The 22,402-nt window shown below is 67.3% G+C and carries 14 protein-coding genes; 10 read left to right on the top strand and 4 right to left on the bottom strand.

Features of this window, described 5'->3' with window-relative positions:
- The 10 genes from GJ700_RS25210 to GJ700_RS25255 all read left to right on the top strand — a co-directional run.
- Positions 1–976 (top strand): WD40/YVTN/BNR-like repeat-containing protein (locus GJ700_RS25210; RefSeq protein WP_154379179.1); only part of this gene is annotated, 976 nt, incomplete at its 5' end.
- Between the two features lie 12 nt (positions 977–988).
- Positions 989–5,125, top strand: coding sequence for a carboxylesterase family protein (locus GJ700_RS36285; RefSeq protein WP_195764013.1), 4,137 nt, complete (start codon positions 989–991; stop codon positions 5,123–5,125).
- Positions 5,126–5,342: 217 nt separating this feature from the next.
- Positions 5,343–6,485, top strand: a complete 1,143-nt coding sequence (locus GJ700_RS25220; protein ID WP_154379181.1) for an ABC transporter substrate-binding protein — start codon at positions 5,343–5,345, stop codon at positions 6,483–6,485.
- Complete coding sequence (locus GJ700_RS25225) at positions 6,482–7,528, top strand: branched-chain amino acid ABC transporter permease (RefSeq protein WP_154379183.1); 1,047 nt, start codon at positions 6,482–6,484, stop codon at positions 7,526–7,528. The genes GJ700_RS25220 and GJ700_RS25225 overlap by 4 nt, the downstream gene beginning before the upstream one ends.
- Positions 7,528–9,399 carry a branched-chain amino acid ABC transporter ATP-binding protein/permease gene (locus GJ700_RS25230; RefSeq protein WP_154379185.1) on the top strand — a complete coding sequence of 624 codons (1,872 nt, stop codon included), beginning with the start codon at positions 7,528–7,530 and terminating at the stop codon, positions 9,397–9,399. The genes GJ700_RS25225 and GJ700_RS25230 overlap by 1 nt, the downstream gene beginning before the upstream one ends.
- An 8-nt stretch (positions 9,400–9,407) precedes the next feature.
- The gene (locus GJ700_RS25235) at positions 9,408–10,136 is read left to right on the top strand and encodes an ABC transporter ATP-binding protein (protein WP_154379531.1); all 729 of its coding nucleotides are present in this window, start codon (positions 9,408–9,410) and stop codon (positions 10,134–10,136) included.
- A gap of 66 nt (positions 10,137–10,202) precedes the next feature.
- Positions 10,203–11,996 carry a tannase/feruloyl esterase family alpha/beta hydrolase gene (locus GJ700_RS25240; RefSeq protein WP_154379187.1) on the top strand — a complete coding sequence of 598 codons (1,794 nt, stop codon included), beginning with the start codon at positions 10,203–10,205 and terminating at the stop codon, positions 11,994–11,996.
- 10 nt (positions 11,997–12,006) lie between these two features.
- The gene (locus GJ700_RS25245; RefSeq protein ID WP_154379189.1) at positions 12,007–13,791 is read left to right on the top strand and encodes an acyl-CoA dehydrogenase C-terminal domain-containing protein; all 1,785 of its coding nucleotides are present in this window, start codon (positions 12,007–12,009) and stop codon (positions 13,789–13,791) included.
- Positions 13,792–13,795: 4 nt separating this feature from the next.
- Entirely contained in the window at positions 13,796–14,887 is a 1,092-nt protein-coding gene (locus tag GJ700_RS25250) for a porin (RefSeq protein WP_154379191.1), read from the top strand.
- Positions 14,888–15,037: 150 nt separating this feature from the next.
- On the top strand, positions 15,038–17,611 hold the full coding sequence (locus GJ700_RS25255) for an EAL domain-containing protein (RefSeq protein ID WP_229507242.1): 2,574 nt from the start codon (positions 15,038–15,040) through the stop codon (positions 17,609–17,611).
- A 12-nt stretch (positions 17,612–17,623) separates the two neighbouring features.
- On the opposite strand, the gene GJ700_RS25260 is transcribed toward GJ700_RS25255, so the two are convergent.
- The 4 genes from GJ700_RS25260 to GJ700_RS25275 all read right to left on the bottom strand — a co-directional run bounded on the left by GJ700_RS25260 (position 17,624) and on the right by GJ700_RS25275 (position 22,399).
- On the bottom strand, positions 17,624–18,385 hold the full coding sequence (locus GJ700_RS25260; protein WP_154379195.1) for an SDR family NAD(P)-dependent oxidoreductase: 762 nt from the start codon (positions 18,383–18,385) through the stop codon (positions 17,624–17,626).
- A gap of 62 nt (positions 18,386–18,447) precedes the next feature.
- Positions 18,448–19,698, bottom strand: a complete 1,251-nt coding sequence (locus GJ700_RS25265) for a thiolase family protein (RefSeq protein WP_154379197.1) — start codon at positions 19,696–19,698, stop codon at positions 18,448–18,450.
- A 12-nt stretch (positions 19,699–19,710) separates the two neighbouring features.
- On the bottom strand, positions 19,711–21,588 hold the full coding sequence (locus GJ700_RS25270) for a feruloyl-CoA synthase (protein ID WP_229507243.1): 1,878 nt from the start codon (positions 21,586–21,588) through the stop codon (positions 19,711–19,713).
- Between the two features lie 28 nt (positions 21,589–21,616).
- Entirely contained in the window at positions 21,617–22,399 is a 783-nt protein-coding gene (locus tag GJ700_RS25275) for a crotonase/enoyl-CoA hydratase family protein (protein WP_154379199.1), read from the bottom strand.
- Positions 22,400–22,402: the final 3 nt, after the last annotated feature.

The raw sequence follows: 22,402 nt of genomic DNA on the forward strand, positions 1-22,402 counted from the left end.
GGCCGTGCTGACGCAGCCTGCCATCCAGTCGGCCAAGGCCGGCGCGGCCGCCATGCTGGCCGTGACGCGCGCCGGCAAGCGGCTGGTGGCGGTGGGCGAGCGCGGCATCGTGCTGCTGTCCGACGACGATGGCGTCCATTGGCGCCAGGCCGCCACTCCGGTGCAGGTCAGCCTGGCGGCGGTGCAATTCGTCACGCCGGAACTGGGCTGGGCCGCCGGCCACCTGGGCGTCGTGCTGCGCACCACGGACGGCGGCCGCACGTGGACCAGGCAGCTGGACGGCGTGCAGGCGGCTGCAGCCATGGCGCGCGCGGCCGCCACGCCGGACGCGGCGCGCGCCGCCGCGCAAATGCAGGAGGACGGGCCCGACAAGCCTTTCCTCGACCTGCATTTCACCGATGAGCGCAACGGCTATGCCGTGGGCGCCTACAACCTGCTGTTCCGCACCACGGACGGCGGCGCCAGCTGGCAACCATGGCAGGAACACGCGGCCAATCCGAAAAGCCTGCACCTGTACGCGATGCGCGCCGCCGGCGCGGCGCTGTACGTGGCCGGCGAACAGGGCACCCTGCTGCGCTCGCTGGACGGCGGCGCCAGTTTCGAAGCGCTCGCCACGCCGTACAAGGGCAGCTATTTCGGCCTGCTGGCGGCGCCCGGCGGCGAACTGGTGGCATATGGCTTGCGCGGCAACGCCTGGTGGTCCGGCGACCAGGGGCGCAGCTGGCGCCAGGTCGAGACCGGCCTGCAGCAGTCGCTGACGGCCGGCATCGTGCTTGCCGACGGCAGCCTGGCCCTGCTGAGCCAGGGCGGCGACATCCTGCTCAGCCGCGACGCCGGCCGCACGTTCGCGCGCGCACCGGTCTCGCAGCCTTTGCCGGCCGCCGCGCTGGCGCAGGCGGCCGACGGTGCGCTGATCGTGGCCGGCCTCCGTGGCGTGCAGCGGCTGCCGTCTTCCCCACAGCAAAAAACTCCCTGAGCAGGAACCCTTATGCATACCGACCAAGACCTGGACCAGCAACCCGTCATCGCGCGGCTGCAGGACTTCGACACGCGCTCCGGCAACCTGGCCGAACGCGCGCTGTTCAATTTCCGGCCCGTGATCATTGCCCTGTGCCTGCTGCTGACGGCGCTGCTGGGCTGGCAAGCCACGCATTTGCGGCTGAACGCCAGCTTTGAAAAAATGATCCCGACCGGCCACCCGTATGTCCGGAATTACCTCGACAACAAGGCCGACCTGAGCGGCCTGGGCAACTCGCTGCGGATTGCCGTGGCGGCGCGCCAGGGCACCATCTTCGACGCGCGCTACCTGGCCACCCTGCAAAAAATGAATGACGAAATCTACCTGCTGCCCGGGGTCGACCGTCCGTTCATGAAATCGCTGTGGACCGCCAACACGCGCTGGACCGCCGTCACCGAGGAAGGACTCGACGGCGGCACCGTGATCCCGGACGATTACGACGGTTCGGCGCGCAGCATGGACGTGTTGCGCGCCAACGTCGAACGGTCGGGGGAAATCGGCCAGATCGTGGCGGCGAATTTCCAGTCGTCGATGCTGTTCGTGCCGCTGCTGGACGTCAATCCGCAAACGGGGAAAGCGCTCGATTACCGCGCGTTTTCACAGCAGCTGGAAGCCATCCGCGCCAAGTACCAGGCCGAAGGCGTCGACATCCACATCACCGGCTTCACCAAGATCGTTGGCGACCTGATCGAGGGATTGCAACAAGTGCTGCTATTCTTCGTCGCCGCCATCGCCATCGCCAGCGCGGTACTGTTCTGGTACACGCGCTGCTGGCGCAGCACCGTGCTGGTGATGCTGTGCTCCCTGGTGGCGGTGCTGTGGCAGTGCGGCCTGCTGTCGCTGCTGCACTATGAACTCGATCCGTACTCGGTGCTGGTGCCGTTCCTGGTATTTGCGATCGGCATGAGCCACGGCGCGCAGAAAATGAACGGCATCATGCAGGACGTGGGGCGCGGCACGCACCGGGTGGTGGCGGCGCGCTACACGTTCCGGCGCCTGTTCGCGGCGGGCATGGCGGCGCTGCTGTGCGACGCGGTCGGCTTCCTGGTGCTGACGATGATCCAGATTAAAGTCATCCAGGACCTGGCCGCCATCGCCAGCATCGGCGTGGCCGTGCTGATCTTCACCAACCTGGTGTTGCTGCCCGTCCTGCTGTCGTACACCGGCGTCAGCGCGCGCGCGGCGGCGCGCAGCCTGCAGGACGAGCAGCAGCAACAGACGCCGTGGCTGTGGGCCCTGCTGGACCGCTTCACGCAGCGCCGCTGGGCCACCGTGACGGTGGCGGCCAGCGCCGTGCTGGCGCTGCTGGGCTATATGGTCAGCCTGCAGTTGCAGGTGGGCGACCTCGATCCGGGCGCGCCGGAATTGCGCCCGGATTCGCGCTACAACCGCGACAACGCATTCATGGTGCGCAATTATTCCGCCAGCGCCGACGTGCTGGTGGTGATGGTGAAAACCGCGCCCGACCAGTGCACGCAATACCAGACGCTGGCCAAGGTCGACGCGCTGGCGTGGCAGCTGGAACAATTGCCGGGCGTCGATTCCACCAACTCGATGGCCTCGCTCAGCAAGCTGGCCGCCACCGGCTACAACGAAGGCAATTTCAAATGGTATAACCTGACGCCGAACCAGAGCGCGCTGGGCGCGGTGCAGACGCGCGCGCCGCGCGAACTGTTCAACCAGAATTGCTCGCTGCTGTCGCTGTACGTCTACCTGAAAGACCACAAGGCCGCCACCCTCAGCGCCGTGGTGGGCGCGGTGGAGCGCTTCGCCGCCGACAACGATACGCCGCAGGAGCAATTCCTGCTGGCCGCCGGCAGCGCCGGCATCGAAGCCGCCACCAATATCGTGGTGAAGAAAGCCATGCACGACATGCTGTACTGGGTCTATGGCGCGGTGGTGCTGCTGTGCTACCTGGCGTTCCGCTCGTGGCGCGCGGTGGCGGTGGCAGTGCTGCCGCTGGTGCTGACGTCGATTTTGTGCGAAGTGCTGATGGTCTGGCTGGGCATGGGCGTCAAGGTCGCCACCCTGCCGGTGATCGCGCTGGGCGTCGGCATCGGCGTGGATTACGCGCTGTACGTGCTGAGCGTGGTGCTGGCGCGCCAGCGCGCCGGCGCCACACTGTCCGCCGCGTTCCAGCATGCGCTGCAATTCACCGGCAAGGTCGTGATGCTGACCGGCGTCACGCTGGCCATTGCCGTGGCCACGTGGATCTGGTCGCCGATCAAATTCCAGGCCGACATGGGCATCTTGCTGGCCTTTATGTTCCTGTGGAATATGGTGGGTGCGCTGGTGCTGTTGCCGGCGCTGGCGCATTTCCTGTTGCCGGGCCAGCCGGCGCGCGATCCCGATCCGGACTCGCTGCGCGTGACGACACTGGGACCGGTGGTGGGCTATGCGGAACGCCACCAGACCCACGCGTGGCTGGGATTGCCGTATGCGCAGCCGCCGGTGGGCGCGCTGCGCTGGAAGGCGCCCCGGCCGCCACTGCCGTGGGACGGCGTGCGCCAGGCGCTGCAGTATGGCGCGGTGGCCATGCAATTCGCCGGCGAAACCATCGGTGCGCCGCGCAAGCAATGGGGCCAGGTGACGGGCTCCGAGGATTGCCTGACCCTTAACGTGTTCGCGCCGCGCGCGACGCCGGATGAACTGGCGCGCCAGGCGCCGCAATGGCCGGTGATGGTGTGGATCCACGGCGGCGCCAACACGGCCGGCAGCGCTTCCGCGTACACCGCGCTGCGCAACCTGGCGGGACACGACCAGGTGGTGGTGGTGTCGCTGAATTACCGGCTTGGCATTTTCGGCTGGTTCAGCCTGGCCGAACTGGCGCAGGACGATGACACGCCGCTGGACCGCTCCGGCAATTTCGGCACGCTCGACATCATCGCCGCGCTGCAGTGGGTGCGCAGCCATATCGCGGCCTTCGGCGGCAATCCGGACAACGTCACCGTGTTTGGCGAATCGGCCGGCGGCCTGAATGTCTACACGCTGCTGGCCAGTCCGTTGGCGCGCGGCCTGTTCCACAAGGCCATCCTGCAATCGCCGATCACGCTCAGCCACAGCATGGCCGAGGCGCAAAACGCCGCCGCCGACGCGGCGCCGGGCCATGCGCTGAGTTCGCGTGAATTGCTGTCGCGCTGGTTCGCCCCGGGCACGCTGGACGCCATGCCGCCGCAACAACTGGCGCAAGCGCTGCGCGACCGTCCGGCGGCGGAATTGCTGGCCGCCGTCACGCCGGCCGGACTGGGATTTTATGAAGCGCCGGTGGTGCTGCGCGACGGCGTGGTGTTGCCGGAAGCGCCGTTCGAGCAATGGTTCGTGGACAAGGCCCGCTACAACGCGGTCCCCGTGATCATCGGCAGCAACCGCGATGAATACAAGCTGTTCATGGCGAGCAACCCGGAATTCGTGCGCCAGTTGCCAGGGGGCGTGCCGCTGATCCGCAATGCCGCGCACTATGTGCGCCATGCGCGCTACATGTCGGACCTGTGGAAAGCCAATTGCGTGGACGCGCCGGCCACCAGCATCGCGGCCTCCGGCCAGCGCGACGTCTGGGTCTACCGCTTCGACTGGGATGAGCACCCGGCGGTGCCGCTGCTGCAACTGAAACGGTTGCTGGGCGCGGCGCACGTGGTGGAAATCGCCTTTGCGCTGCGCGACCTGGACGGCGAATTCGACCCGCTGCGCTGCGCCGTCAAGGCCAACCGCGCCGGCCGCAAGCTGGTGTCGGACGCCATGGCCGGTTACTGGACCAGTTTTGCACGCGACGGCGTCCCGGGGCGGGGCGTGCGTGCCGCGCGTCCCGAGTGGCCGCGCTGGCACGGGCCCGGCGCGCAGCAGGCGTGCCAGCTGATGCTGTTCGACGCCCCGGCCGGCGGCGGCGTGCGCGCCGCCAGCCTGCGCCTGGATGCCGAGACGCTGAAGCGCGAACTGGCGGCGGACACCACGTTCCAGCACGAACCGCGCGAGCGGCTGCGCCTGTATGCGCGCATGTTCAGCTGGTCGGTGTTCGCCAACCGGGTCGGCGCGGCGGAATTCGCCCACTTCGCCGCCACCCACCAGGTGACGTGCAGCCCGGAGGACTTCCGTCCGCTGCACTGGCCGTAATTGCGGCGGCCGGCGCCGCCGCCCCGGTGGCGCCGTAACTTTTCAGCAACACCCTCCTCCGTCCCCACCGGCATAACCGGCCAGGCGGCAGGCGCCCGTGCGCCTGCCGCTTTTTAGCGCTTGCTTTCGCCGCGCCAATCGTTATACTAAATAATAGTTATACAAAATAAGTAAATGGGAACGAACCCGATCCACCATCCATTTCTGGAGACACAGCATGACCATTCCATTCCGCGCCAGCGTGCTGGCGTTCACAAGCATCCTGGCCGCCGGCCAGGCCCGTGCCGACCTCACCATCGGCGTCAGCATGCCGCTGACCGGCCCCGCTTCCGGTCTCGGCATCCCGTCCAAGAACGGATTCGCGCTGTGGCCGGCCACCGTGGGTGGCGAAAAAGTCAAACTGGTGATCCTCGATGACGCCAGCGACCCGACCCAGGCCGGCAAGAATGCGCGCCGCTTCGTTGCCGAAGACAAGGTCGACCTGATCATCGGCTCGTCCGCCACCGCGCCGTCGATGGCGATTTCCGAAGTGGCGGCCGAGGGCCAGACGGTGCAATTGTCGACCTCCCCGGTGGAGCTGCCCGAGGGTAAAGGCGGCTGGACCTTCCGCCTGGCGCAATCGAACGCCGTCATGGCCAGCGGCCTGGCGCGCCAGATGAAGGCGGCCAACATCAAGACGCTGGGCTTCCTCGGCTATTCGGACGGCTATGGCGAAAGCTGGCTGCGTGAAATCACCGCCGCGGCGAAATCCATGGGCATCCAGGTAACGGCGGTAGAGCGCTATGGCCGCGCCGACACCAGCGTCACGGCGCAGGCCCTGAAAGTGGTGGCCGCGCGCCCGGACGCGGTGCTGGTCGTCGGTTCCGGCAGCGGCGCCGCCATGCCGCACAAGACGCTGATCGAGCGCGGTTTCCAGGGCAAGATCTACCAGACCCACAGCGCGGCGTCGAACGACCTGATCCGCCTGGGCGGCAAGGATGTGGAAGGCGCCGTGGTGGTGGCAGGGCTGGCGGTGACGCCGGAAGCGCTGCCGGACAGCCATCCATCGAAAAAACTGGCGGTGGATTTCGTCGAGCGCTATGAAAAACAATTCGGCGCCGGCACCCGCAACCAGTTCGCCGCGCACAGCTATGACGCCCAGCTGCTGTTGCAGTACGTGGTGCCGGAAGCGCTGAAAAAGGGCAAGCCCGGCACGCCGGAATTCCGCGCGGCGCTGAAGCAGGCGCTGGAAAGCACGCCCAACATCCCCATCACCCAGGGCGTGATCCATTACACCCCGGCCGACCACTTCGGCCTCGGCTCCAACTCGCGCATGTTGCTGACCATCGACAAGGGCGCCTGGAAAGCGCTGGCGCCATGAATCTCGACGCATCCATCGCCGCCATCCTGCTGCTCGATGGCGCCACCAACGGCATGGTCTATGCGCTGATCGCCATCGCGCTGGTACTGGTGTTCGCGGTCACGCGCATCCTGTTCCTGCCGCAGGGCGAGTTCGTCGCGTACGGCGCGCTCACGCTGGCCATGCTGCAACAGGGCCAGGTGCCGGGACCGGTGTGGCTACTGCTGGCGCTGGCCGTATGCGCCAGCGCCACGCGGGGCTGGGACATGCTGCGCACCGGCCAGGCGCGTGCGCTGCCCGCCATGCTGTTGCGCAACCTGGTGTTGCCGGCGCTGGTGGCGGCGCTGCTGATCTGGGCCGCGCCGCGCCAGTTCGCGCTGCCGCTGCAAGTGGCGCTGACCCTGCTGCTGGTGACGGCGCTGGGTCCGCTGCTGTACCAGGTGGTCTACGAATCGTTGGCCGCTTCCAGCGTGCTGGTGCTGCTGATCGTGTCGGTCGGCGTGCATTTCACGCTGACCGGGCTGGGCCTGCTGTTCTTCGGCGCGGAAGGCTTCCGCACGCCGGCGTTCTGGGACGCGCGCTGGACGCTGAGCGGCGTCACGCTGGGCGCGCAAACCGTGGCGGTGCTGCTGGCGGCGCTGGTGCTGATGGCGGCGCTCGGGCTGCTGCTGCAACGCACGCTGTACGGCAAGGCCCTGCGCGCCACCGCCGTCAACCGGCTGGGCGCACGCCTGATGGGCGTGTCCCCCGGCCTGGCCGGCCAGTTGACGTTCGCCATGGCGGCCTTTATCGGCGCGCTGTCCGGCATGCTGATCGGGCCGATGACCACGATGTTCTACGATTCCGGCTTCCTGATCGGCCTGAAAGGCTTTGTCGCCGCCACCATCGGCGGGCTGGCCAGTTTCCCGCTGGCGGCCGGCGGTGCGCTGGTGGTGGGCTGGATCGAGTCGTTCAGTTCTTTCTGGGCCAGCGATTTCAAGGAAGTCATGGTGTTCATGGCGCTGCTGCCGATCCTGCTGTGGCGTTCCGTCGCCAGCCCGGCCCACGATGAGGAGGAAGCGTGATGCACCATCCATCCGCACTGCACACCGCGCCGGCCCCCAAGGCCACCGCTACCCCGGCGCCGGCCGCCGTCCGGCGCGGCCGGCCATGGCTGGCACCTGCCCTGCTGCTGGCGGCCTTTATCCTGTTCCCGCTGTTGCCCACTCCGCAGTTCTGGGTGGTGCAAGCCAACTACATCGGTCTGTATGCGCTGGCCGCGATCGGCGTGGTGCTGTTGACCGGCATCGGCGGCATGACGTCGTTCGGCCAGGCCGCGTTTGCCGGCATCGGCGCCTATACCAGCGCTTACCTGTGCACCGCGCACGGCGTGTCGCCGTGGCTGACGCTGGGCATCGGCCTGCTGCTGACCGGCGCCAGCGCGCTGGTGCTGGGCTGGGTCACGCTGCGCATGTCCGGGCATTACCTGCCGCTGGCGACCATCGCCTGGGGGATCAGCCTGTATTTCCTGTTCGGCAAACTGGCCTGGCTCGGCAACTACGACGGCATTTCCGGCGTGCCGTCGCTGCGCGTGTTCGGCATCGACCTGGCGCAGGACCGCGCCATGTATTACCTGGTGTGGGGCATGGTGCTGCTGGCCGCCTGGCTCAGCCTGAACTTGCTCGATTCGCGTCCCGGCCGTGCACTGCGCGCGCTGAAAGGCGGCGCCGTGATGGCCGAAGCCATGGGCATCGACACCGCGCGCCACAAGATCCTGCTGTTCGTGCTGGCCGCGCTGCTGGCGTCGGTATCGGGCTGGCTGTTCGCGCACATGCAGCGCACCGTCAACCCGTCGCCGTTCAGCATCAAGATGGGCATCGAATACCTGTTCATGGCGGTGGTCGGTGGCGTGGCGCATATCTGGGGCGCCTTGCTGGGCGCCGGCATCCTCAAGTTGATGGAAGACCAATTGCAGGTATGGCTGCCACGCCTGTTGGGCGGCAACGGCAGCTACGAAGGCATCGTACTGGGACTGGTGCTGATCCTGATGCTGAAGTACGCCCGTCACGGCGTATGGCCGCAGGTGGCGGCGCTGGCCGCGCGCGTGCTGCCTTCATGGTTCGACAAGGTGCGCCAAGCGCCCGCCCCGGCCGAAGCGCTGCCTCGGCGCGCCATGCCGCCGGCCGGCAGCCCGCTGCTGCAGGTGGACACCATGACGAAACGGTTCGGCGGGCTGGTAGCCGTCAATGGCGTCAGCTTTACCGTCAAGGCCGGTGAAATCGTCGGCCTGATCGGCCCCAACGGCGCCGGCAAATCCACCACGTTCAACCTGGTCAGCGGTTTGCTCAAACCCACCGAGGGCACGGTGCGCTTCATGGGCGAAGCGGTCGCCGGCCACGGCGCCCGCGCCATCGCACGGCGCGGCATGGCGCGCACCTTCCAGCACGTGAAGCTGCTGCCCGCCATGACGGTGCTGGAAAACGTGGCGCTGGGCGCCCACGCGCGGCTCGACAGCGTCATGGGCGTGGACGTGGCGCGCGCCATGCTGCGCCTCGACCGCCGGACCGAGGCACGCCTGCTGGCCGAAGCGGCGCGCGCGCTGGAACAGGTCGGCCTGGCGCACCTGATGCACGAAACCGCCGGCAGCCTCGCGCTGGGCCAGCAGCGCATCCTGGAAATCGCCCGCGCGCTGTGCTGCGACCCGGTGCTGCTGTTGCTGGACGAACCGGCGGCCGGCCTGCGCCACCTGGAAAAGCAGGCACTGGCCGATGTGCTGAAGCGCCTGCGCGCCGGCGGCATGAGCATCCTGCTGGTGGAACACGACATGGAATTCGTCATGCAGCTGACCGACCACATCGTGGTGATGGAGTTCGGCACGAAAATCGCGGAAGGCACGCCGGAGCAGATCCAGGTCCATCCGGCCGTCATTGAAGCGTATCTGGGGGGCATAGAATGAGCGAGCAAATGGGCAAATTCGTGCTGGAAGTGGACCAGCTGCAGGTCAGTTACGGCAAGGTGCAGGCGCTGCACCAGGTCGGACTGAAGTTGGAAAAAGGCAGCATCGCCACCGTGATCGGCCCCAACGGCGCAGGCAAATCCACGCTGCTGAACGCGGTGATGGGTATCCTGCCGTCGCGCGGCGCGATCCGCTACCAGGGCCGCGCCATCGAACGCAGCACGCTGGAACAGCGCGTGCTGGACGGCATCGGCCTGGTGCCCGAAACACGCGAACTGTTTTCCACCATGCCGGTGGAAGACAACCTGCTGCTGGGCAGCTTCCGCCGCGTGCGGCTGGGCGAGGCCAACCCGCGCGACCAGCTGGCGACCGTCTACGACATCTTCCCGCGCCTGAAGGAGCGCCGTACGCAGCTGGCCGGCACGCTGTCCGGCGGCGAGCGGCAAATGCTGGCCATCGGCCGTGCGCTGATGGCCAAGCCGTCACTGCTGATGCTCGACGAGCCCAGCCTGGGACTGGCGCCGCGCATCGTCAAGGAAATCCTGCACATCATCGGCACGTTGCGCGATGGCGGACTGTCGGTGCTGCTGATCGAACAAAACGCCCGCGCCGCGCTGCAGGTGGCCGATTACGGGTATGTACTGGAACTGGGGCAGATGTCGATGAACGGGCCCGCCGCGCAACTGGCCGGCGACCCGCAAGTGGTGCAAGCCTACCTGGGATTCGGCAAGCACTGAACAGCGCCGGCGGCCCCGCCCCGGGGGCCGCCGCGTAGTCAAAAAAAATACATCAGGAGACATGATATGCGTTTAAACCATCGCAGGACCCTGCACGCCGCCACGCTGGCAAGCGCCACCGCCGCCGCCCTCCTCACGGCCGGCTGCGGCAGCACGGAAGCGTCATCCGAACCGGCCATCCCGCGCCTCGGCGCCGCCACGCCGGGCACGCTGACCGATTGCACCGGCCTGGCCGCCAAAGCCGGACTTGCCAACACCAGCATCACGTCCGCCACGCTGGCGCCGGCCGGCAGCGTCACCCAGGTTCTCGCCGGCCAGACCGTCCCCATGCCGGAACACTGCATCGTGCTGGGTAAAATGAACCAGCGCACCAGCGCGGTCGACGGCAAGAGCTACGCGATCGGTTTTGAAATGCGCCTGCCCACGGCGTGGAACGGGCGCTTCTTCTACCAGGCCAACGGCGGCAACGATGGCAGCATCAGCGGCGGCAACGCGGCCTTCGGCAACCTGCTGGGCGGCAGCCCGGTCAGCAACGCGCTGTTGCAAGGCTTTGCCGTCATCAGTTCGGACGCCGGTCACGTGCCCGACACGTCCTACCCTTCCGGCATCAACGGGCAGACGTATGGCCTGGACCCGCAAGCCCGCTCCGACTATGGCTACAACGCGGTGGCGCAACTGACGCCGATGGCGAAAAACCTGATCAAGACCGCCTATGGCCGGGCCCCGGACCGCTCGTATTTCGTCGGTTGCTCGAACGGCGGCCGCCATGGCTTTGTCGCGGCCAGCCGCTACGCCGACCAGTACGACGGCATCCTGGCCGGCAATCCCGGCTTCAACCTGCCCAAGGCCGCCGTGGCGGAAATGTGGGACAACCAGGCGTTCGCCGCGATTTCCCCCACCGGCGCGGACGGCTTGCCCAACCTGGCGGCCAGCTTCAGCGACGCGGACCTGAAGCTGGTGTCCGACAAGGTATTGGCCAAGTGCGATGCGCTCGATGGCGTGACGGACGGCATGGTGGGCGATCCGGCCCAGTGCCAGGGCAAATTCTCGCTGGCCACGGACGTGCCCACCTGCACCGGCGCGGCCGACGGTTCCTGCCTGACGGCGGCGCAAAAGGGAGCGCTGGCCAAGGTGTTCGGCGGCGCGAAAAACGCGGCCGGCACGGCGCTCTACAGCGACTGGCCGATGGATGCGGGTATCGGCGCGCCCGGCTGGCGCATGTGGAAGATCGGCAATCCGCCGGTCCCCGCGTTCAACATCTTCCTCGGTACGCCATCGATGGCGTACATCTTCTCGACGCCACCCGCCAGCCCGCAGGTGGTGGACGGCAGCATGGCGTCGCTGATGAAGTTCACGCTGGGCTACAGCTTTGAAACCGATGCGCCGAAAATCTTCGCCACCACACCGGTCTTTACGGAATCGGCCATGACGTTCATGACCGCACCCAACCCGGCCGACCTGTCCACCTTGCGCAACCGCGGCGCCAAGATGATGGTGTTCCACGGCGTCAGCGACCCGGTGTTTTCCTATCACGACACCATCAACTGGTGGAAAGCGCTGGACACCAGCCATGGCGGCAAGGCCGCCGACTTCGCCCGCGTCTACACCATCCCCGGCATGAACCATTGCTCGGGCGGCCCCGCGACCGACCAGTTCGACATGATGACGGCGCTGGTGAACTGGGTCGAACAGGGGCAGGCGCCGGCCAGCGTCAAGGCAACCAGCCGCAGCGCCGCGCAGAACAATGGCCTGGGCAACATTCCGCCCAACCGCACCCGCCCGCTGTGCCCCTATCCGAAGACCGTGAAGTACAACGGCAGCGGCAGCATCGAAGACGCGGCCAGCTTCAGTTGCCAGTAAGGGGGCCGCGATGCTGTCGTACACCCCGCCGCTGAAAGACATGCGCTTCGTGCTGGAACAGGTGCTGGACGCGCCGCGCATGCTGGCCGCCATGCCGGCATATGCGGAAGTCGACACGGACCTGATGCGCCAGGTGTGCGGCGAGGCGGGCCGCTTCGCCGCCGACGTGCTGTTCCCCCTGAACGCGGTGGGCGACCGCGCAGGCTGCCGTTACGAACAGGGCGAGGTCCGTACGCCGCCCGGGTTTGCCGACGCCTACCGCCAGTACAGCGCAGCGGGCTGGCCTGCGCTGGCTTGCGCGCCGGAGCACGGCGGGCAAGGCTTGCCGCAAGTGCTCAACTGCGTGCTGCAGGAAATGATCAGTTCCGCCAACCATGGCTGGGGCATGTATCCCGGCCTGGCGCACGGCGCCTATGCCTGCCTGGCGCAATACGGCAGCGCGGAACTGCGGGAACGCTACCTGGAAAAGATCGTCAGCGGCGAATGGCTGGCCACCATGTGCCTGACCGAGCCGCAAGCCGGCAGCGACCTGGGCCTGCTGCGCAGCCGCGCCGAACCGGCCGGCGACGGCCGCTACGCCATCAGCGGGGCCAAGATCTTCATTTCCGGCGGCGAACATGACATGACCGCCAATATCGTCCACCTGGTGCTGGCGCGCCTGCCTGATGCAGCGGCCGGCAGCAAGGGCATTTCCCTGTTCCTCGCGCCGAAATGGCTGCCGGACGGCGCGCGCAACGCCATCCATTGCACCGGCATCGAACACAAGATGGGGATCCGGGGCAGCGCCACGTGCAGCATGCAGTTCGACGGCGCCACCGGCTGGCTGGTGGGCGAACCGCACCGCGGCCTGGCGGCGATGTTCGTCATGATGAATGCGGCCCGGCTGCAGGTGGCGGCGCAGGGCCTGGGCATCGCGGAAACCGCGTGGCAAAACGCCGAGGCCTACGCGCACGAGCGGTTACAGGGCAAGGCTGCGGCCTGTCCCGCCGGCCAGGATGGCGGGCGCGCCGATCCGATTGCCAGGCATGCGGCGGTCCAGCGCCTGCTGATGACGCAGCGCGCCTATGTCGAAGGCGGGCGCATGCTGGCTTACTGGACCGGCCTGGCGCTCGACTGCGCGGAACAGCATGCCGACCCGGCCATGCGCGAACAGGCGCACGGCCATGTCAGCCTGCTCACGCCCGTGCTGAAAGCCATGCTCACCGAGCAGGGCTTTGCGGGCGCCAGCCAGGCCTTGCAAGTGTTCGGCGGTCACGGCTACATCGCGGAAACCGGCATCGAGCAATATGTGCGCGATGCGCGGGTGGCCATGATTTATGAGGGCAGCAACGAAATCCAGGCGGTCGACCTGTTGCTGCGCAAGGTGCTGGCCGACGGCGGCGCCCGGCTGGACGACTGGCTGGCCCTGGTGCGCGCCACGGCCGCACTGGAACGCGACGGCGAACTGGCCGCGCCGGCGCAGGCGCTGGCCGCGTTGGCCGAACGCACGCAGGCGGCGGTGCGCGCCATCGCGCAGGCGGCCGCCGCGCAACCTGCGCTGCCGTACCGCGTGGCGCCCGACATGCTGCGCGTGACCGGCCATTGCGGACTGGCCTGGATGTGGTTGCGCGCGGCGCGCGCCGCCATCGACGGACAGGCGCAGGATCCGGCCTTCCACGACGCCAAACGCGCCACCGCCGGCTATTACTTTGCCTGCGTACTGCCGGAAGTGGAGCAACTGTTCGCCGTTATCAACAATTGTTTGCAGCAAAGCGCCGGGGGAGCCGGCGCCTGTTTTTATCCCCAAGGAGACTAGAAAAATGAAACAAGCAATCCGTTACGCATGCGTACTGCTGGGAGGCATGGCCGCATCCGCCGCCATGGCGCAATCGTCGGTCACGGTCTATGGCCTGGTCGATTCCGGTATCGCCTACACCACCAATATCAACGCGGCCGGCGATTCGATCACGAAAATCCCGTCGCTGACCAGCAGCTTCCCGTCGCGCATCGGCTTCCGCGGCACGGAAGACCTGGGCAACGGCTTGCAAGCCGTGTTCACGCTGGAAAACGGCCTGGCGCTGGACACCGGCACGACCGGCCAGGGCGGCCGCCTGTTCGGCCGCCAGGCGTCGGTCGGACTGAAGGGCGCGTGGGGCACGCTGACCCTGGGCCGCCAGGTCAACATGACATACCTGTCCGGACTGAAGACCGACGTGCTGGGCCCGCACCTGTTTGCCATCGGCAGCATCGATCCCTACCTGCCGAATGCGCGCAGCGACAACGCCATCGGCTACCTCGGCAATTTCAATGAATTCACCGTGGGCGCGACCTACAGCCTGGGGCGCGACGCCTCGGCGGCGGGCGGCCCCGCCGCCACCAACTGCGCGGGCGAAGTGGCGGGCAACAGCAAGGCGTGCCGCCAAATCACCGGCCTGCTGGGCTATGACAACAAGCGCTTCGGCATCACCACGTCGTACGACATCCTGTACGGCAACACCGGCGCTGCGGGCGGCCTGACCAGCAGCAATAACAGCGACCGCCGCGTCACACTGAACGCTTACGCGATGGCGGGTGAAACCAAACTGGGCGGCGGCGTGATCGCCCGCAAGACCAATGCCGCCACCGGCGTCAGCGAATCCGACCTGTATTACTTCGGCGTCAGCCACCCGCTGTCGCCGTTGCTGGTCCTGGACGGCCAGGTGGCTTACCGCGACCTGAAAAACAGCAATGCCGACGTGACGATGTACGTGGCGCGCCTGACGTATCTGCTGTCCAAGCGCACCGCCACCTATGCCGCCATCGGCCGCATGAAAAACGATGGCGCCTCCGCCGTCGCGCTGGACGCGGGCGGCACCGTGGGCGTGGGCAAGACGCAGAACGGCGTCATGGCCGGCGTGCGCCACGCCTTCTGAAGCGCATGACGGGAATGTCAGGATTTCCTGACGGGAGTTCGGGAATACCCTGATGTTCTTTTGGGTAAGGCGGCCCTACCATGGAGAATCGACCGCCTTACCTACTTGTCGCTTGCCATGATTTTTTTTGCCGCCGCCGGGGCGGTTCTCTTGCCGCCAGTCATTTTTCTCCTCATCCTGCAGGCGCGCCGCATGCGGCGGCTGGCGGCACAGGTGAGCGAGGGCGCGCTGTTCCGCAACATGGTCAACCAGGTCAGGGACGTCGCCGTGACCATGCACGACATGGCCGATGGCGGCCGCGTGATCTTCGCCAACGACGCCGCCTGCCTGCACTTCGGCGTCAGCCGGGAAACGCTGCTGACCTGGCGTCCGCCGAACTGGAACCCTACCGTGGGCGCCGCCGATATCGCGGCGCTCTACCGCAAGCTGAAACATGGCGATTCGGACACGCTGGAAACCATGCACCGCATCGCCACGGGGGACCTGGTGCCAGTGGAAGTCATGCTGCTATGCCAGGTGCACGAGGGCGCGCCCGTCATCATCGCCTACACGCGCGACATCCGCGCCCGCAAGGCCGAGGAAGCGCGGCGCCTGGCGTATGAGCGGGCCGAAGGCTATGCGCATGACCTCAACGAGCGCAAGCGCCTGGAAGCGCTGTTGCAGCGGCGCGAACACAGTTACCGCACGCTGGTCGAGAACTTGCCGGACCCGCTGTTCCGCTACGACACCGAGTGCCGCCGCACCTACGTCAGCCCGGCGGTGGAACGCGCCACCGGCAAACCCGCGTCCGAACTGGTCGGCAGGACACCGGCCGACGCGCCACTGGTTGCCGGTGCCCAGAACGAGCGGCTGCTGGCCGATATCCGCCACGTGCTGGCGAGCGGCAAGCCGGTTGTCAGCGAAATGGCGTACCAGGCCCCGGACGGACGCCTGCGCCAGTTCCAGAACCACTTCGGGCCGGAATTCGACGCCAATGGCGCGGTGACCGGCGTGCTCTCCATCATGCGCGACATTACTGAACTGAAGCGCCTGGAAACATTGATGCGCAAGCGCGAAGAGGAATTCCGCGCGCTGGTGGAAAATTCGCCGGACATCATTTCCCGCTATGACCTCGATTGCCGCCGCGTCTACACCAATCCGCGCGGCGTGGCGTCGCTGGGCGGCGACCTGGCCCGGATCCTCGGCACGACACCGGCCGACCTGCCCGGCGGCGAGCCTGGCGCGCGCTACCTGGAAGCGATTGGCGATGTGATTGCGCAAGGCAAGGAGCGCAGCATCGAACTGGAGTGGCGCACGGGCGGCCCCGAGACGTGCCTGCACGTGCGCATGTGCCCGGAGTTCGACGTCCACGGCCGCGTGAGCCACGTGCTGGCGATCGGCCGCGACATCAGCGAAATCGATGAATACCGGCGCGTGATCCACCGCCAGGCGTTCAGCGACGCGCTGACCGGCTTGCCCAACCGCACCTTGCTGTCCGACCGCATCCGCCACGCCATCGCCGATGCCGCTTACCACGGGCATCAGTTCGGCCTGATGATGCTGGACCTGGACCATTTCAAGGAAATCAACGACACCATGGGCCATGGGGCCGGTGACGCGTTGCTGCGCATGGCGGCCCAGCGCCTGCAGGCCAGCGTGCGCCCGTACGACACGGTGGCGCGGCTGGGCGGCGACGAATTCTCGGTGCTGCTGCCGAACATGCGCAAGGGTGACGACCTGGCGACGGTGGCGGGCAAGATCCTGCATGAACTGGCCGAGCCTTTCGAGGTGGAAGGCCAGGAATTGTTTGTCTCGTGCAGCATCGGCATCGCGATGTATCCGGACGACAGTACCGGCTTCGACGCGCTGTACAAATACGCCGACTCGGCGATGTACCACGCCAAGCAAATGGGACGCAACAATTTCCAGTTTTACCAGCCCGAATTCACGCGCCGCTCGCAGGATCGGCTGGAGCTGGAAGCGGCATTGCGGCGGGCGCAAAAGCGCGGCGAATTGATGCTGTATTACCAGCCGCAGATCGAACTGCAGAGCGGAGGCATGGTCAGCGCCGAGGCGCTGCTGCGCTGGCGCCGCGATGGTTATGGCATCGTGGCGCCGGACCGCTTCATCCCGGCCGCGGAAGTGTGCGGCCTGATCATCGGCATCGGTGAATGGGTCTTGCGCACCGCCTGCGGCGACGTGGTGCGCTGGAACCAGGGGCGGGCCGTCCCGGTGCGGGTGGCGGTCAACCTGTCGACGCGCCAGTTCGTGCGCAACGACCTGGCCGGTTCGGTACGCCGCATCCTCGAAGAGACCGGCTGCGATCCGGCATGGCTGGAACTGGAAATCACCGAGAGCCTGTTGCTGGAAGATAGCCGCGAAGTCGCCGCCACGCTGGAAGCCCTGCACGGCATGGGGCTGTCGATTTCGATCGACGATTTCGGCACCGGTTATTCAGCGCTCAGCTACCTGAACCGCTTCCCGGTCAGCCAGTTGAAGATCGACCGCTCGTTCGTGCAGGGCGTTCCGGCGGAGCGCGACAAGTGCGAGCTGGTCAAGGCCATGCTGTCGATCGCCGCCGCACTGCGGCTGGAAACCGTGGCCGAAGGCGTGGAAACCGCGGAGCAGGCGGAATACCTGATGGCGCACGGCTGCCGCCTGGCGCAGGGCTACCTGTTCGGCAAACCCATGCCGCTGGCGCAGTTTGGCGCCCTGCTGCTGGAACAGGACGCGCCCGTGCAATAACGCGACGGGTGTTCAGCGCGGCGGCAGGCGCAAAGCGCCGTCGAGGCGGATCACTTCACCGTTCAGCGCCAGGTTGCCGGCGATATGCAGCGCCAGCGACGCGAATTCCGCCGCCTTGCCGAGGCGCTTGGGAAACGGAATCGACGCACCCAGCGATTGCTGCACTTCTTCCGGCAACTGGTACAGCAGCGGCGTCAGGAACAGGCCCGGGGCAATCGTGACCACGCGCACGCCGAATTGCGCCAGGTCGCGCGCCAGCGGCAAGGTCAGCGACACCAGCCCGCCTTTCGACGCGGCATAAGCGGCTTGCCCCACCTGGCCATCGTAGGCCGCCACCGACGCGGTGCACACGATCACGCCGCGCTCATTGTCTTCCAGCGGGTCCAGCGCCGTCATTTCCGCGGCGGCCAGGCGGATCACGTTGAAGGTGCCGATCAGGTTGACGTTGATGATGCGGCTGAAGTCTTCCAGCGGCATCGGGCCGTCACGTCCCACCAGCCGTTTCGCGCCGCCAATGCCGGCGCAATTCATCAGGATGCGCGCCGGGCCGTGCGCGGCGCGCGCCACCGCCAGCGCTTCGCGCACGCTGGCTTCGCTGGTGATGTCGCACTGCACGGCAATGCCGCCCACCTCGCGCGCCAGCGTTTCCGCCGCCGCGATATTCACGTCCAGCACCGCCACTTTCGCGCCGGCCTGCGCCAGCTGGCGCACGGTTTCCGCGCCCAGCCCCGATGCGCCGCCCGTCACCAGGGCGGCTTGTCCTTGTAGTTGCATGTCTGTCTCTCCGTATGGATATTCGTATGGATATTCGTGTATGTGCTGCCACACGGCCAGGATCAGTCCGCGTCGGGGTTGACCACCAGCAGCGCGATGCCCTGTCCGCCGCCCACGCAAGCCGACGAAATGCCATAGCGCTGGCCGCGCCGGCGCAATTCGCGCGCCAGGGTCACGGTCAGGCGCACGCCGGTGGCGGCCAGCGGATGGCCCAGCGCGATGGCGCCGCCGTTGACGTTCAGGCGGCTGCGGTCCAGCCCCAGCTCGCGCTCGACGGCCAGCACCTGCGCGCCCTGCGCCTCGTTGATTTCAAACAGCGCGATATCGTCCAGCGCCAGCCCGCTGCGCTCGAGCAGCAGGCGGATCGCGGCGGCGGGGCCGATGCCCATGATTTCCGGCGGCACCCCCACGGCGGCGGCGGCGGCCACACGCGCCAGCGGCTGGTGGCCGTTGCGGCGAACGTAGTCGCCCGACGCGACGATGGTGGCGGCCGCCGCGTCGACCAGCGCGGAACTGTTGCCGGCCGTTTGCACACCGCCTTCGTACAACGAACGCAACTTGGCCAGCGCTTCCAACGGCGACGGACGCGGATGGGTGTCGCGCGCGACGTCGCCTGCTTTCGGCGGCAATTTGATGCCGCGCGTGGCATAGCCGTCCAGCGTGAATTGTTCATTGCCCACGGCGACGATTTCGCCGTCCAGGAAGCCCGATTCCTGCGCCGCCAGCGCGCGCTCGAACGACAGCGCCGCGTAGGCGTCGACTTCGGCGCGGCTGATGCCGTAGCGTTTGGCCAGGTTTTCCGCCGTCTGCGGCATCGTCACGCCGGGCGCGGGGTCGATCAGCGCTTCCCACATGTAATCCTTGAATTCCACGGGCGCGCCCAGCTTGAAGCCGGTGCGGTGGCCGAACGCGGCGATCGGGTTGCGCGTCATGTTTTCCGTGGCCACCACCAGCGCCGCTTCCGCGTACCCCCGCTCGATCTGGTCGCCGGCCTGGCGGATCAGTTCAAAACCCGTGCCGCAAATGCGCTGCACGTTAATGGCCGGCACTTCCATCGGCACGCCCGCATACAGGCCGATGTGGCGCGGCAGCACGAACTGGAAGAAGTCGCCCGGCGCCATGTTGCCGGTGATGACGGAGTCGATATCCGTGGCCGGCACGCCGCTGCGGCGCAGCACTTCGCGCGCCGCCTTGATGCCCAGGTCCGTGGGTGAAATGCCGCCGAAATGGCTGCAATAGTCGACCATCGGCGTGCGTACGCCGTCTATCATCCAGATGTCGTCGAAACCGGCGTAAAAACCGTGTTGTTTCATGGTGCGTCCTTGTCAGGTATTGGGAAGGAGAACGGCGGGATCGGCGTCGTCATACAGCGCCGTCACCAGCGCCGCGCGCTGCGTCAGCACGGCGCGCTGGTTGATCGATCCCTTGTCGGTGATTTCGCCCTTGTCGATGCTGGGCGGATCGAGCAGGATCAGCGCGCGCGCCACGCGGTTCGCGCTGCCGGTACCATGCTGGTACAGGCGCTGCAGCATGGCCTGGAAGAATCCGCGCACCGGCGCCGATTGCAGCACCTGCGCGTCGCTGGCATCGGCCGCATCGAAGCCGTGCTGCGCGGCCAGGCGCCGGCACTGCGCCACGTTCGGGAAAATCAGGATGCCCACTTCGGCGCGGTCGTGGCCGGCGATCACCACGTCCTGCAGGCATGGCGCGCCTTCGATGATGATGCGTCCCCGCAGCGGCCCCACGCTGACCCAGGTGCCGGTGTACAGCTTGAAATCTTCCGCCACGCGGCCGTCGAACACGAAGCCCAGGTCGGGCTGGTCCGGGTCGTACCACTTCACCGCGTCGCCGGAACAGAAATACCCTTCGTCGTCGAACGCCGCCGCACTTTGCGCGGCGTCGCGCCAGTAGCCGGGCGTGACGTTCGGGCCGTGGTAGCGCACTTCGGTCTTGTCGCCGTTGGGCACCAGCTTGACCGTGATGCCCGGCAGCGGCACGCCGATCTGCCCTGCCCGCACCTGTTCCTGCACCACGAACAGCGCCGATGGCGCGGTCTCGGTCATGCCCAGGCCGCAATTCATGACGATGCGCTCGCCGCAATCGCGTTCTGCCACCGCGTGCAACTTGTCCCAGATGGTTTGCGGCAGCGCGGCCGCCGCATAGAACTGCATGCGCAGCCGGCTGTGGAAGGTGGCGCTCAGTTGCGGGTCGGCTTCCAGCGCGTAGGCGACTTCTTCCCAGCCTTTGGGCACGTTGAAGTAGACCGTCGGCGCGATCTCGCGCAGGTTGCGCAGCGTGACGCCGATGCCTTGCGGCGTCGGACGGCCATCGTCGATGTACATGGTGCCGCCGTTGTACAGCACCAGTCCGACATTGTGGTTGCCGCCGAACGTATGGTTCCATGGCAGCCAGTCGATCAGCACCGGCGGATCTTCCGCCAGGAAGGGCCAGGTCTGGCGCATCATTTGCAGGTTGCTGCACCACATGCGGTGCGTGTTGATGACGGCCTTCGGCATCTTGGTGGAGCCGGACGTGAACAGGAACTTGGCGATGGTGTCCGGGCCGGTGGCGGCAAAGGCCTGCTCCACGGCGTCGCCGGCCGGCGTGTCCGCCAGGTCGGCATACAGCGTCGCCGCGCGCCCGGCAGGCGGATTGGCCGTCACCAGCACTTCCACGTCGTCCGCCACGCAGGCGCGGATGGCGGCGCCGAACTGTTCGCCGTCGGCCGCGAACACCATGCCCGGCGTCAGCACCGCCAGCACGTGGCGCAGCTTGTCGTAATCCTTCGACAGCAACGAATAGGCGGGTGAAATCGATGAAAACGGGATGCCCGTGTACAGGCAGGCCAAGGTCAGCATCGCGTGTTCCAGGTCGTTGTCGGACAGGATCAGCAGCGGACGCTCGGCCGACAGGCCGCGCTCCAGCAATCCCTGGCCGATGCGGCGCGCGCTGTCCAGCGCCTGGCTGTAACTGATGTGGCGCCACGCGCCATCCACGCCGCGGCGCGCCATGTAGGTGCGTTCGGGCGCGTGCGCGGCCCAATGCCGCAGGCGGTCGCCCAGGCGCGCGGGGTAGTCCTGCAATGCCTGCCGCGTGCGCACGTAGGTGGCGCCGGGCCGGCGCTCGATCTCGACACCCTTGATGCCGAATTCCAGGCGCCGGTAGCGCGGCGCGGGCATGGCTGCCGTTGATGCTGGGGTCATGTTGTCTCCTCCTGTATTTTTCTTCGGATCAGGCCTGGAACCGTACTTTGTTGGCTTTATGGTCAAGGAAGGCCAGCAGCCTGCCCCGCGTATCCGGATCGCTGACGGCCACCGCCGCCATCAGCGATTCCGTCATCATGCCATCCTGGATCGACTGGTCGGCAATCCGCGGCAGCACGTGCATCACCGCGTAATTGGTCATCGGCGCGTTGGCCGCCACCTTGTGCGCCAGCTCCATCGCCTTCGCCAGCCCCTGGCCCGGCTCCACCAGGTATTGCGACACGCCCAGCCGGTGTCCTTCCTGCGCATCGAGCACACGCCCGGTCAGCATCACGTCGGTCATGGCGGGCACGCCGATCATGCGTGAAATGCGCACCGAACCGCCGCCTCCGACGAACAGGCCGCGCTGGCCTTCCGGCAGCGCATAAAAGGCGGAATGCTCGGCCACGCGGATATGGGCCGCCGCCGCCAGTTCCAGCCCGCCGCCGACCACGGCGCCGCGCAGGACCACGATCACCGGGGCGCGTCCGAACTGCACCCGTTCGAACGCCGCATGCCACATGCGTGAGTGGTGCACGGCTTCGGTGGTGCTGCGTTCGCGCATTTCGGCCAGGTCCAGCCCCGCGCAGAAATGCTCGCCCTCGCCCGTCAGCACGACGGCGCGCACCGTGTCCGGCAAGTTGTCGAAAGTGTGCTGCAAGGCGCCGATCAGCTCGTCGCTGAGGGCGTTGCGCTTGGCCGGCCGGTTGATGGCGATGCGGGCCACCGCACCATCAAAGGCAAGGGTTATCAGGTCGCTGGTTTGCTGCATGGG

Origin of the sequence: Pseudoduganella rivuli, assembly GCF_009674485.1 — a bacterium.
Classification (GTDB): domain Bacteria; phylum Pseudomonadota; class Gammaproteobacteria; order Burkholderiales; family Burkholderiaceae_D; genus Rugamonas; species Rugamonas rivuli_B.